Annotated in this window: 18 protein-coding genes; 6 read left to right on the forward strand and 12 right to left on the reverse strand. The window is 68.3% G+C overall.

Annotated elements, in window-relative coordinates; translation table 11 throughout:
* Complete coding sequence (locus WD026_RS07680) at window positions 1–993, reverse strand: tripartite tricarboxylate transporter substrate binding protein (RefSeq protein ID WP_425723026.1); 993 nt, start codon at window positions 991–993, stop codon at window positions 1–3.
* A 92-nt stretch (window positions 994–1085) separates the two neighbouring features.
* On the opposite strand from WD026_RS07680, the gene WD026_RS07685 reads away from it, so the two are divergent.
* On the forward strand, window positions 1086–1541 hold the full coding sequence (locus WD026_RS07685; RefSeq protein ID WP_425723027.1) for a MarR family winged helix-turn-helix transcriptional regulator: 456 nt from the start codon (window positions 1086–1088) through the stop codon (window positions 1539–1541).
* Between the two features lie 18 nt (window positions 1542–1559).
* Here WD026_RS07685 and WD026_RS07690 read toward each other — a convergent pair whose 3' ends face one another.
* Both WD026_RS07690 and WD026_RS07695 read right to left on the reverse strand, forming a co-directional pair.
* Window positions 1560–1754 carry a YgaP family membrane protein gene (locus WD026_RS07690; protein ID WP_425723028.1) on the reverse strand — a complete coding sequence of 65 codons (195 nt, stop codon included), beginning with the start codon at window positions 1752–1754 and terminating at the stop codon, window positions 1560–1562.
* A gap of 47 nt (window positions 1755–1801) precedes the next feature.
* The gene (locus tag WD026_RS07695) at window positions 1802–2692 is read right to left on the reverse strand and encodes an MBL fold metallo-hydrolase (protein ID WP_425723029.1); all 891 of its coding nucleotides are present in this window, start codon (window positions 2690–2692) and stop codon (window positions 1802–1804) included.
* A gap of 141 nt (window positions 2693–2833) precedes the next feature.
* Between WD026_RS07695 and WD026_RS07700 the strand changes: the two genes are divergently transcribed.
* The 3 genes from WD026_RS07700 to senA are packed head-to-tail and all read left to right on the forward strand — an operon-like array spanning window position 2834 to window position 5161.
* Window positions 2834–3328, forward strand: a complete 495-nt coding sequence (locus WD026_RS07700) for a Dps family protein (RefSeq protein WP_425723030.1) — start codon at window positions 2834–2836, stop codon at window positions 3326–3328.
* Window positions 3329–3352: 24 nt separating this feature from the next.
* Window positions 3353–3931 carry a molybdopterin-dependent oxidoreductase gene (locus WD026_RS07705; protein WP_425723031.1) on the forward strand — a complete coding sequence of 193 codons (579 nt, stop codon included), beginning with the start codon at window positions 3353–3355 and terminating at the stop codon, window positions 3929–3931.
* Window positions 3932–3943: 12 nt separating this feature from the next.
* Window positions 3944–5161: a selenoneine synthase SenA gene (gene senA / locus WD026_RS07710; protein ID WP_425723032.1), complete on the forward strand. Its 1218-nt coding sequence runs from the start codon at window positions 3944–3946 to the stop codon at window positions 5159–5161.
* A 10-nt stretch (window positions 5162–5171) separates the two neighbouring features.
* Here senA and egtD read toward each other — a convergent pair whose 3' ends face one another.
* Both egtD and cadR read right to left on the reverse strand, forming a co-directional pair.
* Window positions 5172–6185: an L-histidine N(alpha)-methyltransferase gene (egtD, locus tag WD026_RS07715; RefSeq protein ID WP_425723033.1), complete on the reverse strand. Its 1014-nt coding sequence runs from the start codon at window positions 6183–6185 to the stop codon at window positions 5172–5174.
* 6 nt (window positions 6186–6191) lie between these two features.
* Window positions 6192–6623 carry a Cd(II)/Pb(II)-responsive transcriptional regulator gene (cadR, locus tag WD026_RS07720; protein ID WP_425723034.1) on the reverse strand — a complete coding sequence of 144 codons (432 nt, stop codon included), beginning with the start codon at window positions 6621–6623 and terminating at the stop codon, window positions 6192–6194.
* A 79-nt stretch (window positions 6624–6702) separates the two neighbouring features.
* On the opposite strand from cadR, the gene WD026_RS07725 reads away from it, so the two are divergent.
* Window positions 6703–7365: a cation transporter gene (locus WD026_RS07725; RefSeq protein ID WP_425723035.1), complete on the forward strand. Its 663-nt coding sequence runs from the start codon at window positions 6703–6705 to the stop codon at window positions 7363–7365.
* A gap of 105 nt (window positions 7366–7470) precedes the next feature.
* A complete protein-coding gene (gene rpoH, locus WD026_RS07730) occupies window positions 7471–8421 on the forward strand; it encodes an RNA polymerase sigma factor RpoH (RefSeq protein WP_425723036.1) in 951 nt (316 codons plus the stop codon).
* Window positions 8422–8440: 19 nt separating this feature from the next.
* Here rpoH and lysS read toward each other — a convergent pair whose 3' ends face one another.
* The 7 genes from lysS to lolA form a co-directional block, all read right to left on the reverse strand.
* On the reverse strand, window positions 8441–10006 hold the full coding sequence (gene lysS, locus WD026_RS07735) for a lysine--tRNA ligase (protein WP_425723037.1): 1566 nt from the start codon (window positions 10004–10006) through the stop codon (window positions 8441–8443).
* A 143-nt stretch (window positions 10007–10149) separates the two neighbouring features.
* Window positions 10150–10866, reverse strand: coding sequence for an ABC transporter ATP-binding protein (locus tag WD026_RS07740; RefSeq protein ID WP_425723038.1), 717 nt, complete (start codon window positions 10864–10866; stop codon window positions 10150–10152).
* Between the two features lie 17 nt (window positions 10867–10883).
* Window positions 10884–11654: an ABC transporter ATP-binding protein gene (locus tag WD026_RS07745; RefSeq protein ID WP_425723039.1), complete on the reverse strand. Its 771-nt coding sequence runs from the start codon at window positions 11652–11654 to the stop codon at window positions 10884–10886.
* A 13-nt stretch (window positions 11655–11667) separates the two neighbouring features.
* Window positions 11668–12765, reverse strand: a complete 1098-nt coding sequence (locus WD026_RS07750; protein ID WP_425723040.1) for a branched-chain amino acid ABC transporter permease — start codon at window positions 12763–12765, stop codon at window positions 11668–11670.
* Window positions 12766–12780: 15 nt separating this feature from the next.
* Window positions 12781–13710, reverse strand: coding sequence for a branched-chain amino acid ABC transporter permease (locus WD026_RS07755; RefSeq protein WP_425723041.1), 930 nt, complete (start codon window positions 13708–13710; stop codon window positions 12781–12783).
* Window positions 13711–13930: 220 nt separating this feature from the next.
* On the reverse strand, window positions 13931–15226 hold the full coding sequence (locus WD026_RS07760) for a replication-associated recombination protein A (RefSeq protein ID WP_425723042.1): 1296 nt from the start codon (window positions 15224–15226) through the stop codon (window positions 13931–13933).
* 4 nt (window positions 15227–15230) lie between these two features.
* A complete protein-coding gene (gene lolA / locus WD026_RS07765; RefSeq protein ID WP_425723043.1) occupies window positions 15231–15866 on the reverse strand; it encodes an outer membrane lipoprotein chaperone LolA in 636 nt (211 codons plus the stop codon).
* Window positions 15867–15882: the final 16 nt, after the last annotated feature.

Below are 15882 nucleotides of genomic sequence, written 5' to 3' on the forward strand. Positions count from 1 at the left end.
TCATTCCGCCTTGATGCCCTGGGTCTTGATGAGGGCGGCCCAGCGGTCGGCGTCGCGCGCGACCAGCTGGCCGAAGGCCTCGGGTGTGCCGGTGGCCGGGTCCATGCCCTGCGCGCTGAAGGCCTTGCGCACTTCCTCGCTGCCCAGGATGTCGTTGATCTCGCGGTTGAGCTGCGCCACCTGCGCGGCCGGCATGTTGCGTGGGGCAAAGATGCCGTACCACATGTCCACGTTGACGTTGCCGGCCTTGGCCTCGGCCAGGGTGGGCACGTCGGGCAGCAGCGGGTGGCGCTTGTCGGAGCCGATGCCCAGGGCCACCAGCTTGCCGGCCCGCACCTGCGGCAGGGCCACATGGATGGGCAGGAACATGGCGTCCACCTGGCCACCCAGCAGGTCGGTCATGGCCGGGCCGGTGCCGCGGTACGGAATGTGGGTGAGGAACACCTGGGCCGTGGTCTTGAACAGCTCCATGGACAGGTGGTGCGGCGTGCCCACGCCGGGCGAGGCGTAGTTGAGCTTGCCGGGTGCCTTGCGGGCGGCGGCCACCAGATCGGTCGCGCTGGTCATGCCGCTGCGCGGGTGGGTGACCAGGATGAGCTGGCCCCAGCTGGTCAGGGCAATCGGGGCCAGGTCCTTGACCGGGTCGAAGCCCAGCTGCGGGTACAGGCTGCGGTTCATCACCAGGGTGTTCACGCTCACCAGCAGGGTGCTGCCGTCGGCCGGGGCACGCACCACCGCCTCGGTGCCGATGTTGCCGGACGCACCGGCGCGGTTCTCCACCACCACCGGGCGCTTCAGGCGCTCAGACAGGCGCGGCCCCACGGTGCGGGCGATCAGGTCGATGCCGGTGCCGGGCGTGAAGGGCACGATCAGCTTGAGCGGCCCTTCGGCCGGCGGCTGAGCCAGCGCCAGGGGAGCGGCCAGTCCGGCGGCCACGGCACAGGCCAGGGCCAGCGTGGCACGGCGGCGACTCAGGGTATTAACGGGGTTCATCGCGTGTCTCCTGATTGTTAGCATGCCAACCATTATCAGGAGACACCTGTTCGTCCGGGCATCCGTGAATTCCCGGGGGCAGGCCGCCCACCATGACACCGAACGAGCTCTACCAGCGTCCCGGTTTTCTGTTGCGCCGCATGTACCAGATTGCGGCCGCCGTGTTCGAGAACGCCTGCGCCGACCTGGGACTCACCACCGCCCAGTACGGGGTGCTGATCATCGTGCACAGCGAGCCCGGCATCGACCAGACGCGGCTGGCTCGGGCACTGGCCTTCGACAAGGTCACCGTGATGCGGGTGCTGCGCGGGCTGGAGGAGCGCGGCGTGGTGCAGCGTGTGGCCAGCGGGCGGCAGAAGACGCTCGCGTTGACCGACGCCGGACAACAGCTGCTCACCCAGGCCCGGGAACGGGCCGAGGTGGCATCGAAGCGGCTGATGTCGCCGCTGGACAGCAACGACCAGGCGCAGCTGGTGCGCCTGCTCAAGACCCTGGTCGACGGCCTGGCCGACGAGGCCCGGGCGCCCTTCGTGCCGCTGGAGCGCTGAGGCGCGCTCCGGCCGGCCTCAGGACTGCGGTGCCTTGCAGGTGTTCCAGCCCAGCAGGCTGTAAGGCGGGCACCAGCCCATCAGGCCGGTGGCCAGGGGCAACAGCCCCAGGTACGCCCAGGGGCCCAGCACGCCGGCAAAGGCGGCGGCCACCAGGGCCAGGCCGATGGTGATGCGCAGGGCGCGGTCGATGCCGCCAACGTTCTTCTTCATGGTTTCCCTCCAGTGAATGTGAATGTGATGGGACGTGGCCGACCGCCTCAGAGGGCGTTGACCGGGATCTTCAGGTAGGTCGTGCCGTTGGCTTCCGGGGGCGGCATCTGTCCGGCCCGGATATTGACCTGTACCGACGGCAGTATCAAGACCGGCATCTCCAGCGTGGCGTCGCGGCGGGTGCGCATCGCCACGAACCGGTCTTCGCCGATGCCGTCGTGTACATGGATGTTGTGGGCCCGCTGCTCGGCCACGGTGGACTCGAAACGCACCTCGCGGCCGGCCGGCGGGTAGTCGTGGCACACGAACAGGCGCGTCTCGGGTGGCAGGGCCAGCAGCCGGCGCACCGAGGCGTACAGCGCATGCGCGTTGCCGCCCGGAAAGTCGCAACGCGCGGTGCCCACGTCGGGCATGAACAGGGTGTCGCCCACGAAGACGGCATCGCCCACCCGGTAGGCCACGCAGGCTGGCGTGTGGCCGGGCACATGCATCACCTCCACCGGCAGGTCACCCACCGCGAAGGTCTCGCCGTCACGGAACAGGTGATCGAACTGCGAGCCGTCGGTGCGGAACCCCGCCTCCAGGTGGAACACACCGGCGAACACCTTCTGCACGTCGGTGATGCGCTCGCCGATGCCGATGCGCCCGCCCAGCTGCGCGCGCAGCCAGGGCGCGGCCGAGAGGTGGTCGGCATGGGCATGCGTTTCCAGGATCCACTGCAGCTGCAGGCCCAGCTGGCGCACATGCGCGGCCACCCGCTCGGCCGAGTCCGTGGCGGTGCGCCCGGACTTGGGGTCGTAGTCGAGCACCGGATCGATCACGACCGCTGCCGTGCCCGGGCCGGCGTGCACCACGTAGGTCACGGTCCAGGTGCGGGGATCGAAGAACGGGTCCACCACCGGCCGGACCGGCTGGGGCGATGAGGTCGGGAGGTTCATGTCGTCGGCCCTTAAATATCAGTCAACACGAATATATTGAACAACAATATATCTGTCAATAGATTGATCGGGGACATCTGCTGCTTCCGGTACCGCCACGGCGAGCCGCTACGATGACCGGTTTTGGCAAGGAGCATCACCATGGCAAGCAAGAAATCCGGCATCCCTCCCATCGACATCGGCATCCCGGAGAAAGACCGCAAGAAGATCGCGGCCGGGCTCTCGAAGCTGCTGGCCGACAGCTACACCCTCTACCTGATGACCCACAACTTCCACTGGAACGTGACCGGTCCGCAGTTCAACAGCCTGCACGCCATGTTCATGGGCCAGTACACCGAGCAGTGGAACGCGCTGGACATCATTGCCGAGCGCATCCGCGCCCTGGGCTACCCCGCGCCCGGCACCTACAAGGAGTTCGTCAAGCTGGCCTCCATCCAGGAAGTCGAAGGCGTGCCCAAGGCCGACGACATGGTCCGCCACCTCGTGGCCGCGCAGGAAGCCACCGCCCGCACCGCCCGTTCGCTGTTCCCGGTGGTGGACGCGGCCAACGACCAGCCCACCGCCGACGTGCTGACCCAGCGCATCGACGTGCACGAGAAGACCGCCTGGATGCTGCGCAGCCTGCTCGAAGACTGATCACACCCCACCCACGGAGCCCCCATGGACAAACGTCGTTTCCTGCAGGCCGCCGCCGGCGCCACCCTGCTGCCGGCCACCGCCGGTGCAGCCAGCCCCGCGCGATCGGCAGCGCCGGCGCTGTTGACCGTCTCGGGCGCCATCCGCCAGGCCAACCGCCCGCCGCTGAACAAGGCGCTGGACCAGATGATGTCCAAGCACGGCGTGGTCTTCGACAAGGGGTTTGCCTTCGGCTTTGCCGACATCGCCGCCCTGCCGGCCATCGAGATCCGGCCCACGCTGGAATACGACGGCCAGAAGCACACGCTGCGCGGCCCCACCGTGGCGCGGGTGCTGGAGGCCGCCGGTGCCGTGGCCACCGACAGCACCCCCGTCGGCCTGCGGGCGGTGGACGGTTACAACGCCGAACTCACCCTGGGCGAACTCAAGCGCCTGGGCTTCATCGTGGCCACCCACATCGACGGCCAGCCCCTGGCCCTGGGCGGCCTGGGTCCGATGTGGGCGGTCTACGAGCCCGACCGCTTCCCCGATCTGACCCGGCTCAGCCTGCCGGAGCGCTTTGCCAGGTGCCCCTGGGGCGTGTACTCCATCCACGTCGGCTGAGGCGCAACGGCCATGGGCGTGCAGCCACCGGGTCGGTGCCTCGACAAGGTGTCGCTGGCGGCCGCCCTGCAGGACAGCCGGCGGCGCACCCTGGCCCTGCATGCCGACTGCGTGCGCGCGCTGGGGCCCGACCTGCGGGTGCCCCTGAGCGAGGAACTCAACCCGCCGCTGTGGGAACTGGGTCATGTCGGCTGGTTTGCCGACTGGTGGATCGCCCGCCATCCACAGCACCACGCGGGTGTGCAGGCCGACCCGTGTGCAGCCCGCCGGCCCGCGCGCCAGGCGGCCCGAGGCATCGATGCCGATGCACTCTACAACTCCAGCACCGTCGCCCACGCCGCCCGCTGGCAACTGCCGCTGCCCGCACCGGATGACACGCTGGCCGACCTGCAGGCCAGCCTGGACGACACGCTGAGCTGGCTCGAGCGGGCGGACGAGACCGACCAGGGCCTCTACTTTTTCCGTCTGGCGCTCTTCCACGAGGACATGCACGCCGAGGCGGCGGTGCACATGGCGCAGACGCTGGACATCCCGATCGGGCCCCACGCATTCGCCGGCGCCGTGGCATCCGAGGCCGCGGCCGACGGCCAGACGCTGGCCGTCGACGCCACCGAGGTCGAGCTGGGCTGGGCCGGCGACGGTTTTGCCTTCGACAACGAACGGGCCGCCCACCGGGTGGCCCTGCCGGCGTTCCGGATCGACGCCGCGCCGGTGAGCTGGGCGCGCTTCCTGCCCTTCGTGGAAGACGGGGGCTATCTCGATGCCCGATGGTGGAGTGCCGCCGGCTGGGACTGGCGGTGCCGCACCGGCGCCCGCCGCCCCCGCTACCTGGAGCAACGGGACGGACAGTGGGTCCAGCGCCGCTGGGGCGAGTGGCGTCCGGTGCAGCCCCGCGACCCGGCGGTCCACCTCAATGCCCACGAGGCCGAAGCCTGGTGCCGCTGGGCGGGCCGCCGCCTGCCCACCGAGGCCGAATGGACCGCCGCCGCCCACCAGCGCGGCTGGCAGGGCATGACGGTCTGGGAATGGACCGCCTCCCGCTTCGAGCCCTTCCCGGGCTTCGAGCCGCACCCCTACCGCGACTATTCCGCCCCCTGGTTCGACGGCCGACCGGTGCTCAAGGGCGCCAGCCCGGCCACCGCACGCCGCATGCAGCAGCTGGCCTACCGCAACTTCTACACGGCGGAACGCAACGACATCCTGGCCGGCTTCCGCAGCGCGGTCCGCTGACCGGCGCCGCTCAGGCTGGTGCCCAGAACACGCTGAACCAGCCCCGGGCGTCGGTCCAGTGCACCGGCATGCAAAAGCCGGCCTGCTGCAACAGGTCCGCAAAGGCCTGCGGCTCCCACTTGTACGAGTTCTCGGTGTGGATGCGTTCGCCCGCCGCGAACGTGCGGCCACCGCCAGGCCAGCTCACGGTCTGCGGCTGGCGGGCGGCCAGGTGCATCTCGATGCGCGATTCCCGTGCATGGAAGAACGCCACATGGTCCCAGGCTGCGGGCTGGAAATCGCTGCCGAGCTGGCGGTTCACATGCAGCAGCAGGTTGCGGTTGAAGGCGGCCGTGACGCCCAGCGCGTCGTCGTATGCCGGCTCCAGCACCTCGCGGGCCTTCACCCGGTCCACCCCGATCAGCAGTCCCGAGCCGGCCCCCCCTTCCCGGCACACGGCGTGCGACTCGCGCAGCAGGCGCAGCGCCTCCTCAGGGGCAAAGTTGCCGATGCTCGAACCCGGGTAGAACACGCAGCGCGGTGCCGCCTGCAGGCGCTGCGCCGCGAGCCAGCGCACGGCGTCGGCCGGCAGGGCAAGGCCGCCGGAAAAATCGAGCCCGATGCCCAGCATCGGCAGGCCCGGGTGCTCACGCCGCAGCGGCGCCAGCGCCTGCGTCAGGTAAGCCGCCGAGATGTCCACCGGCACATAGGCGGCCGGCCGCATCGCGCGGAACAGGCTGGCCGCCTTGGCGCAACTGCCGGCGCCCAGGTCGATCCACACCGCGCCGGCCGGCACGCGGGCCGCCATGTCGCTCAGCGCATCCCGGAAGATGGCCGCCTCGGTGCGGGTGGGGTAGTACTCGGGCAGCTCGGTGATGGCGTCGAACAGGTGCGAGCCGAGCCGGTCGTAGAAGAACTTGGGCGACACGCTGGCCTGCGGTGCGAGCAGCCCGGCCGCCAGCTCGGCACGCTGCCGCTGCGGATCGGCCTGGTGGATCTGGATGCCCTGGGGCACCGTCGACGGAACGGAAGATGGGTCAGCCATGCCGTCTTATACCGGTGGCGACCCGTGGCAGGCACAGGCCTCGCCGTGGGCGGCGGCCACCAGTTCGTCCAGGATGCCGCAATGACCCGAATGGGTGTCGGCGCAGCGGGCCCGCAGCTGGAGCAGCTGTTTCTCCAGGGCCCGCATGCTTTTGAGGCGCGCCCTCACCCGGGCCAGCTGCTCGTCCACCAGCCGGTTGATGTCGCTGCAGTCGTCCGGCGGGGCATCCAGAAACTGCAGCAGCTGCGCCACCTCGGCCAGCGGCATGTCGAGTGCGCGGCAATGCCGGATGAAGGACAGGCGCTCGAGGTGGGTCTCCGCGTAGTCGCGGTATCCGTTGTCGCGGCGGGCGGGTGCGGGCAGCAATCCGGCCTTCTCGTAGTAACGGATGGTCTCGATGTCCACGCCGGTGGCGCGGGCGAGTTCCTTGATCTGCATGCGTATCTCCCGGTCGGGTGAAGTGTCTTGACACTGTAGCGGCTCCAGGGTTTTCAATACGGCATCGAAAGGAAAGACCATGTCCGCCCATTGCTGCCACCACGACACCCCCTCGGCCCAATCCATCGCCAACCTGGCGCGCTACCGGCGCATCCTGTGGATCGCCCTGGTCATCAACGCCGCCATGTTCCTGGTGGAGATCGGCGCCGGGCTTCAGTCCGGATCCCTGTCGCTGCTGGCCGATGCGGTCGACTTTGCCGGTGACGCCCTGAACTACGGCGTGTCGCTGGCGGTGCTGGCGTCGGCCCTGGCCTGGCGCGCCCGGGCCGCCCTGGTCAAGGCACTCTCCATGATGGGCTTCGGTCTGTATGTGCTGGGCGCCGCGCTCTGGTCGCTCTGGCAAGGCGGTGTGCCGCAGCACATGACCATGGGCGTGGTGGCCGTGGTGGCGCTGGTGGCCAACGTGGTCGTGGCCTGGATGCTCTACGCCTTCCGCGAAGGGGATGCCAACATGCGCAGCGTCTGGCTGTGCTCCCGCAACGACGCCATCGGCAACCTGGCCGTGCTGCTGGCCGCCGTGGGCGTGTTCGGCACCGGCTCGGCCTGGCCGGACCTGCTGGTGGCCAGCCTGATGGCCGGTCTGGCCCTGCAAGGCGGCTGGAGCGTGCTGCGACAGGCCCGGCGCGAGCTGGCCGGTGACCCGGGCACCGATGAACACGACCACCACGGGCATGCCCACTGAGCGGCCCGCCGGTGCCTCCGCCGGAGTCTCCTCAGGCCGGGAACTTCCCGCTTTAGCACTCACTCCGAGAGAGTGCTAACATTTCAACAGATTTGAGGAGGTCCCATGTCTGCAACGCTGATCCCTGTGGCACCCCCCGCCGCCCTGGCCGTGGCCAGCCCGTGGAGCCGTTCGCTCACGCTGCCGCCGCTGGGCAACCTCGACGCCTACATCTCGGCGGTCAACCGCCTGCCCCTGCTCACCCTGGAAGAGGAGCAGGACGCCGCGCGCCGCCTGCGCGACCACAACGACCTGGACGCCGCCGGCCGGCTGGTCATGTCGCACCTGCGCCTGGTGGTGTCCATCTCGCGCCAGTACCTGGGTTATGGCCTGCCGCACGGCGACCTGATCCAGGAAGGCAACGTCGGCCTGATGAAGGCCGTCAAACGCTTCGACCCCGACCAGGGCGTGCGGCTGGTCAGCTACGCCATGCACTGGATCAAGGCCGAGATCCACGAATACATCCTGAAGAACTGGCGCATGGTCAAGCTGGCCACGACCAAGGCCCAGCGCAAGCTGTTCTTCAACCTGCGCTCCATGAAGCAGGGCTTCCGGGCCGGCGCCGCCGACGGCGACACCCACCGCGAAGCGCTGTCGGACAGCGAGATCGACGTGGTGGCACGCGACCTCAACGTCAAGCCCGAAGAGGTGCGCGAGATGGAAACCCGCCTGGCCGGCGGCGACGTGGTGCTCGACCCCTCGCCTGCCGATGACGGCGAGGACACCTACGGTCCGATCGCCTGGCTGGCCGACGCCCACCACGAGCCCACCGCCATGATCGAGTCGGCCCAGCGCGACGTGCTGGCCACCGAAGGCATCGCCCGCGCCATGGGCGAGCTCGACGACCGTTCCCGCCGCATCGTCACCGAGCGCTGGCTCAAGGTGAACGACGACGGTTCGGGCGGCATGACCCTGCACGAACTGGCCGCCGAGTACGGCGTGAGCGCCGAGCGCATCCGCCAGATCGAGGTGGCGGCCATGAAGAAGATGCGCAAGGCGCTGGCCGAATTCGCCTGAGCGAACCCGACCTTCCGGATCAGTGCTCTCGGCGCAACGCCGGGAACAAGATGACGTCGCGGATGCTGGGGCTGTCGGTCAGCAGCATCATCAGGCGGTCGATGCCGATGCCGCAGCCACCGGCCGGCGGCATGCCGTATTCCAGCGCACGGATGTAGTCGGCGTCGAAGTGCATGGCCTCGTCGTCGCCGCCGTCCTTGGCGGCCACCTGGGCATGGAAACGGGCGGCCTGGTCTTCGGCGTCGTTCAGCTCCGAGAACGCGTTGCCGAACTCCCGACCGGTGATGTAGAGCTCGAAACGCTCGGTCACCTCGGGCCTGGCGTCGTTGGCGCGGGCCAGCGGCGAGATCTCGGTCGGGTGGTCCATGATGAAGGTCGGGTTCCACAGCAGGGACTCCACCTTCTCCTCGAAATACAGCACCTGCAGGCCGGCCAGGCTGCGGGTGGAGAGCTGGTGCTTCTCCTCGCTCATGCCCAGCTTGCGCAGCTGCGGGATGAGCCATTCGCGGTCGTCAACGCCGGCGCCGGCCTCGGTGTACTTGACGATGGCATCGCGGATGGTGAGGCGCTCGAACGGGCTGTCCACGTCCACCACACGGCCCTGGTAGGTCAGCTCGCCCTCACCACGCACCACCTTCACCAGGTGGCGGATGAGCTGCTCGTTGAAGTCCATGAGGTCGCGGTAGTTCCAGTAGGCCGCGTAGAACTCCATCATGGTGAATTCCGGGTTGTGCCGCACGCTGATGCCTTCGTTGCGGAAGTTCCGGTTGATCTCGAACACCCGCTCGAATCCGCCCACCAGCAGGCGCTTGAGGTAGAGCTCGGGCGCGATGCGCAGGAACATCTCCTGGTCCAGTGCGTTGTGGTGCGTGCTGAAGGGGCGCGCATTGGCACCGCCGGGGATGGGGTGCAGCATCGGCGTCTCCACTTCCAGGAAGCCGTGCTCGACCATGAAGTTGCGCAGTGCCGAGATGGCCTTGCTGCGGGCCACGAAGCGGGCGCGGGCACTCTCGTCGGTCATGAGGTCGACGTAGCGCTGGCGGTACTTGATTTCCTGGTCGTGCACGCCGTGGAACTTGTCGGGCAGCGGGCGCAGGCTCTTGGTGATGAGGCGGATGCGGTCGGCGTGGATGGTGAGTTCGCCGGTGCGGGTGCGGAACAGCACGCCCTCGGCCGCCACGATGTCGCCCATGTCCCAGTGCTTGAAGGCGTTGTGCACCGCCTCGCCCACGCTGTCGTTGTTCAGGTAGATCTGGATGCGGCCGCCGCTGGGGCCGAAGGAGGCGTCCTGCAGGGTGGCGAAGCTGGCCTTGCCCATGACGCGCTTGAGCATCATGCGGCCGGCCACGCTGGCGCGCACCGGGTTGGCCTCCAGGTCTTCCTTGCTGGTCCCGCCGTGGGCCGCGAACAGGTCCTCGGCGCGGTCGGCCGGCTTGTGGTCGTTGGGGAAGGCCACGCCTTCCCCGCGCTGCTGCGCTTCCCGCAGGGCCCGCAGCTTCTCGCGGCGTTCGGCGATCAGCTGGTTCTCATCGTGCGCCGCGGGGGCGGCGGACTCGGCGGCGGGGGTGGAAGGTGCTTGGCTCATGAATGAAAAAGGGGTTGGGCACTGGATGTGCCAACCCCTGATTGTAAGTTTGGGGGCCGACCCGCCGCCGGGCCGCCCCAAGGCGGGTCAGCCCCCTCGGGGGGCAGCGACCCGCGCAGCGGCGGAGCGTGGGGGCACGGCGATCACTCGCCGAGGTACGCGGCACGGACCTTGGGGTCGTCCAGCATGTCGCGGCCGTTGCCGGTCATGATGATCTCGCCAGAGTCCATCACGTAACCACGGTCGGCGATCTGCAGCGCGCGGCGGGCGTTCTGCTCCACCAGCACGATGGTCACGCCCTGCTTGGAGACGTCGCGCACGACCTCGAAGATCTTGTCGACCATGATGGGCGACAGACCCATGGACGGCTCGTCCAGCAGCAGCACCTTGGGCTGGCTCATGAGGGCACGGGCCATGGCCAGCATCTGCTGCTCGCCGCCCGACATGGTGCCGGCCAGCTGGTCCTTGCGTTCACGCAGGCGCGGGAAGATGCCGAACATGCGCTCGATGTCCTCGGCGATGCCGGCCTTGTCCTTGCGGATGTAGGCGCCCATCTGCAGGTTCTCGGTGATGGACATGCGGGTGAACACGCCACGGCCTTCCGGCACCATGGCCAGGCCCTGCTTGACCAGATCCCAGGCGCCCTTGCCCTTGATGCTCTGGCCCAGGTATTCCACGTCGCCGTCCTCGAAGGCCAGCGAGCCGGTGACCGCCTTCATGGTGGTGGTCTTGCCGGCGCCGTTGGAGCCGATCAGGGAGATCAGCTCGCCTTCGCGCACTTCCATGTCGATGCCCTTGACGGCCTTGATGCCGCCATACGAGACCTTCAGACCCTTGATTTTCAGGAGGGTGTTTGCCATGTTGTCTGCTTCCTCGATCAATGGCCGCCGGTGCCCAGATAGGCCTCGATGACTTTCGGGTCCTTCTGCACCTCGGCCGGCGTGCCGGACGAGAGCTGCTTGCCGTAGTCCAGCACGGTGACGCGGTCGCACAGGCCCATCACCAGCTTCACGTCGTGCTCGATGAGCAGGATGGTGCGGTTGTCGTTGCGGATGCGGTCGATCAGCTCGCGCAGCTGCACCTTCTCGGTGGCGTTCATGCCGGCGGCCGGCTCGTCGAGTGCGATCAGCTGGGGGTCGGTGGCCAGGGCCCGCGCGATCTCCAGGCGGCGCTGGTCACCGTAGCTCAGCGTGCGCGACTTGTAGTCGGCAAAACGCTCGATGCCCACATAGGCCAGCAGCTCGCGGGCGCGGTCGGTGATGGCCTTTTCCTCGCGCTTGAAGCCCGGGGTGCGCAGCACCGCACCGAACAGGCCGGAGGAGGTGCGCACATGGCGGCCCACCATCACGTTTTCCAGCGCGGTCATCTCGGCAAACAGCCGGATGTTCTGGAAGGTGCGGGCGATGCCGGCCTTGGCCACTTCGTGCACGGCCGTGGGCTGGTAAGGCTTGCCGGCCAGCTCGAAGCTGCCGCTGTCCGGGGTGTACAGGCCGGTCAGCACGTTGAAGAAGGTGGTCTTGCCGGCGCCGTTGGGGCCGATCAGGCCGTACACCTGACCGCGCTCGATGGTGATGCCCACATCGCTCAGGGCCTGCAGGCCACCGAAGCGCTTGGACACATTGGCGACTTTGAGAATCGTCTCGCTCATGAAGGTGCTCCGCTCACTTGTTCAGGGACTTGCCGTGCTCAGGGGCCGGCCACAAGCCCTTCGGGCGGATCAGCATCACGACCACCATGGCCAGCGCGATCAGCAGCTGGCGCAGGATCTCGGGTGCCAGGCGGCCATCGGTCATGGCAGTCAGGGGGTGCGCCACATGGCGCAGCAGCTCCGGCAGACCGGCCAGCAGCAGCGCGCCGAGCACCACGCCGGGGATGTGGCCGATGCCACCCAGCACCACCATGGCCACCACCATCACCGACTCCATCAGGGAGAAGGATTCGGGCGACACGAAGCGCTGGAACGAGGCGAACAGCACACCGGAGATGCCGCCGAAGGTGGCGCCCATGCCGAAGGCCAGCAGCTTGAGGTTGCGGGTGTTCAGGCCCATGGCCTTGGCAGCGATCTCGTCTTCGCGGATGGCCATCCAGGCGCGGCCGATGCGCGAGTCCTGCAGGCGGTACGACAGCACGATGGCCAGCACCACGAAGAACAGGAACAGGTAGTAATACAGCGTGACCGGCTGGAAGGTGTAGCTGAAGCCGAACAGGTCGATCTCCAGCCGCTTGCCGAGGTCGACGCCGAACACCGTGATGGTGTCGATCTGGCTGATGCCCTTGGGGCCGTTGGTGATGTTCACCGGACGGTCCATGTTGAGCATGAAGATCCGGATGATCTCGCCAAATCCCAGGGTGATGATGGCCAGGTAGTCACCGCGCAGCTTGAGCGTGGGCGCACCCAGGATCATGCCGACGATGCCCGCCACCGCCGCGGCCACCAGCATCACCAGCCAGATGTTGTAGTGGATGCCGTTGGGGAAGGCGGCCTTGATGGCCGGGAAGGTGTCGCTCAGGTGGGGCGAGCCCAGCAGCGCGAACAGGTAGGCGCCCACCGCAAAGAAGGCGATGTAGCCCAGGTCGAGCAGGCCGGCGTAGCCCACCACGATGTTCAGGCCCAGGGCCAGCAGCACGTACAGCAGCGCGATGTCCACGATGCGGACCCACGAGTTGCTGCCGGTGGCCTGCAGCACCAGCGGCAGGGCCAGCAGTGCCACGGCGGCGATGAAGAAGACGACCAGCTTGCCGGTTTGGTTGTTCATCATGATCAGTCCTCCGGATCAGGCGCGGTCGGCCACACGCTCGCCCAGCAGGCCCGAGGGGCGCAGGGTCAGCACGATGGCCAGCACGATGAAGGCAAAGATGTCGGTGTACTGGCTGCCCAGCACCCCGCCGGTGAGCTTGCCGAGGTAACCGGCACCCAGCGACTCGATCAGGCCCAGGGCCACACCGCCCACCACGGCACCGGCCAGGTTGCCGATGCCGCCCATGACCGCGGCCACGAAGGCCTTGAGGCCGGGCATGAAGCCCATGGCGTGCTGCACGCTGCCGTAGTTGGAGGCCCACATCACGCCGGCAATGGCGGCCAGCATGGCGCCGATGATGAAGGTGGCGGAGATCACCACGTCCGGCTTGATGCCCATCAGGGCCGCCACGCGCGGGTTCTCGGCCGTGGCGCGCATGGCGCGGCCCAGGTTGGTGCGGTTGACCAGCCACATCAGGAAGGCCAGCGTGATCACGGTGGTGGCCAGGATGGTGATCTGGGTGATCGAGATCACCGCACCGCCGATGGCCACCGGCTCGGTGGACAGCAGGTTGGGGTACGACTTGGGGTTGGGCTTCCAGATGATCATCGCGAACGTCTGCAGCAGCAGCGACATGCCGATGGCGGTGATCAGGGGGGCGAGTCGGGCCGCACTGCGCAACGGGCGGTAGGCCAGCTTCTCGATCGTGTAGTTGAGCGCGGCACACACCACCATGGCGATCACGGTGGCCATGATCAGCACCATCCAGCCCGGCATGCCCGGCGAGGCATCACGCATGATGCCGATGATGGTCCAGCTGGTGAGTGCGCCCACCATGAGCACGTCGCCGTGGGCGAAGTTGATGAGGCCGATGATGCCGTACACCATGGTGTATCCCAGGGCGACCAGCGCGTACATGCTGCCCAGCACCAGACCATTGATGATCTGCTGAAGCAAAACTTCCATGAAGGTTCTCCGTGTTTGTGACCGGACGGGCCGCAAAGATGCGCAGCCCCCTGATTCAACCTAGCAAAAAACCCGCCATGGGCGTCCTGGGTACAGGCCGTGGGCGGGTTGGTGCGCGATTGTAGCGACCCATTTTTGGGGGACCTGAGCGGGTTTGCCCTGAGGAATCAAGGGTTTACCCTATACCCTCCCGGGCATCAGAAGAGGGATTGGAGATGGATTAGTTTTTCTGATTGTTCAGCCGCTGCAGTTCTCGCAGCTTATCGGCGATCCGGATCTCCAGCCCCCGCTCCACCGGCCGGTAGAAACCGGGCGGTGCCATGCCCTCGGGCAGGTAGTTCTCGCCGGCGGCAAACCCGCCCTCCTCGTCGTGGGCATAACGGTAGCCGCGCCCGTAGTCGAGGTCCTTCATGAGCTGGGTCGGTGCATTGCGAAGGTGCATGGGCACCGGACGGGTGCCATCCTTCTTCACGAAGGCCCGCGCCTCGTTGTAGGCCTTGTAGACGGCGTTCGATTTGGGCGCCACGGCCAGGTACACCACACACTCGGCCAGCGCCAGCTCGCCTTCGGGGCTGCCCAGCCGCTCGTAGACCTCGGCCGCGTCCAGGGCCAGGCGCAGGGCGCGCGGATCGGCCAGGCCGATGTCCTCGGCCGCCATGCGGACCAGCCGCCGCGCCATGTAGCGCGGGTCCGCGCCGCCATCCAGCATGCGCACCAGCCAGTACAGGGCGGCATCGGGGTCGGAGCCGCGCACGCTCTTGTGCAGCGCGCTGATGGTGTCGTAGAACTGTTCGCCGCCCTTGTCGTAGCGGCGCATGCGCTCGCCCAGCACCTTGAGCAGCCAGGCGTCCGTCACCTCGGCCAGCTGCTCGCGGCCGGCGGCCACGGCCAGCGTTTCCAGGGTGTTGAGCAGGCGCCGGGCATCGCCGTCGGCATAGGCGATCAGCCGGTCGACCGCCGCGGCTTGTGCAGCCGGCACGGCCCCGATGGCCTGGGCGCGCTGAACGATCTGGCGCAGGTCGTCTTCCGACAGCGGCTGCAGCACATAGACCGCCGCCCGCGACAGCAGCGCCGAGTTCACCTCGAACGACGGGTTCTCGGTGGTGGCGCCGATGAAGGTGAACAGCCCCGACTCCACATGCGGCAGGAAGGCATCCTGCTGGCTCTTGTTGAAGCGGTGCACCTCGTCCACGAAGACGATGGTGCGGCGCTGCTCCAGCCCGTCGCGCGCGAGCTGGGCCTGCTCCACCGCCTCGCGGATGTCCTTCACGCCGCCCAGCACGGCGCTGATGGTGATGAACTGGGCATCGAAGGCATCGGCCATCAGCCGCGCGATGGTGGTCTTGCCCACACCCGGCGGCCCCCAGAGGATGCAGCTGTGCGGCTGGCCCGATTCGAACGCCAGCCGCAGCGCCATGCCTTCGCCCAGCAGGTGCTGCTGGCCGATCACCTCGCCCAGGCTGCGGGGCCGCAGGCGCTCGGCCAGGGGAACGTGGGGCTGCTGGGCAGGCTTCATGAATTCAGGGGCGGATGACGTCGGCCCCGGGCGGCGGCACAAAGCGGAAATCGGATCCGCTCAGGCCAGGACCGGACTGCCAGTCGGCGAAGGTGATGACCGAGCGTTGCCCCAGCCCGTCCTCGATGTCCAGCACCGCCAGCTGCTGGCCGCGCAGGCCCACGCGCACCAGCCGCAACTGGCCGTCGGTGGCCTTGGGGCGCGCCTCGACCCACTGCAGGCCGTCGGCGTCGGGCGCGGCCTTGAGGTCGAAGGCCGCCGAGAGCGACTGCAGGTTGCCGCCGGCGGCCACCAGCGCGGCCGGCGTGCTGCCCAGCGCGGCCTTCTGGTTGCGGGCGGTCACCTGGTTCAGGTCGACATCGTGCAGCCATAACGTCTGGCCATCGGCCACGATGGTCTGGGGAAACGGTTTTGCGTACTCGAAGCGGAAGCGGTCCGGCCGCAGGAATTCGAAGCGGCCGCTGGAGGTGCGGGTGCGCGGCTTCGCCTCGCCGCTGCGCGGTGGCGACGTGACCACCTGGGTGAAACCGGCGCGGCCGCTGGACACCTGCTTGAGGAAGGCATCGAGGGACTGCAGGCTGTCGGCGCGGGCGCCCAGGGCCAGCAGGGAGGCGAACAGGAAGCTGAGGATGGATTTCATGGGGGGTGAGACCCGC

The organism is Hydrogenophaga sp. R2 (genome assembly GCF_049843595.1).
Lineage (GTDB): Bacteria > Pseudomonadota > Gammaproteobacteria > Burkholderiales > Burkholderiaceae_C > Hydrogenophaga.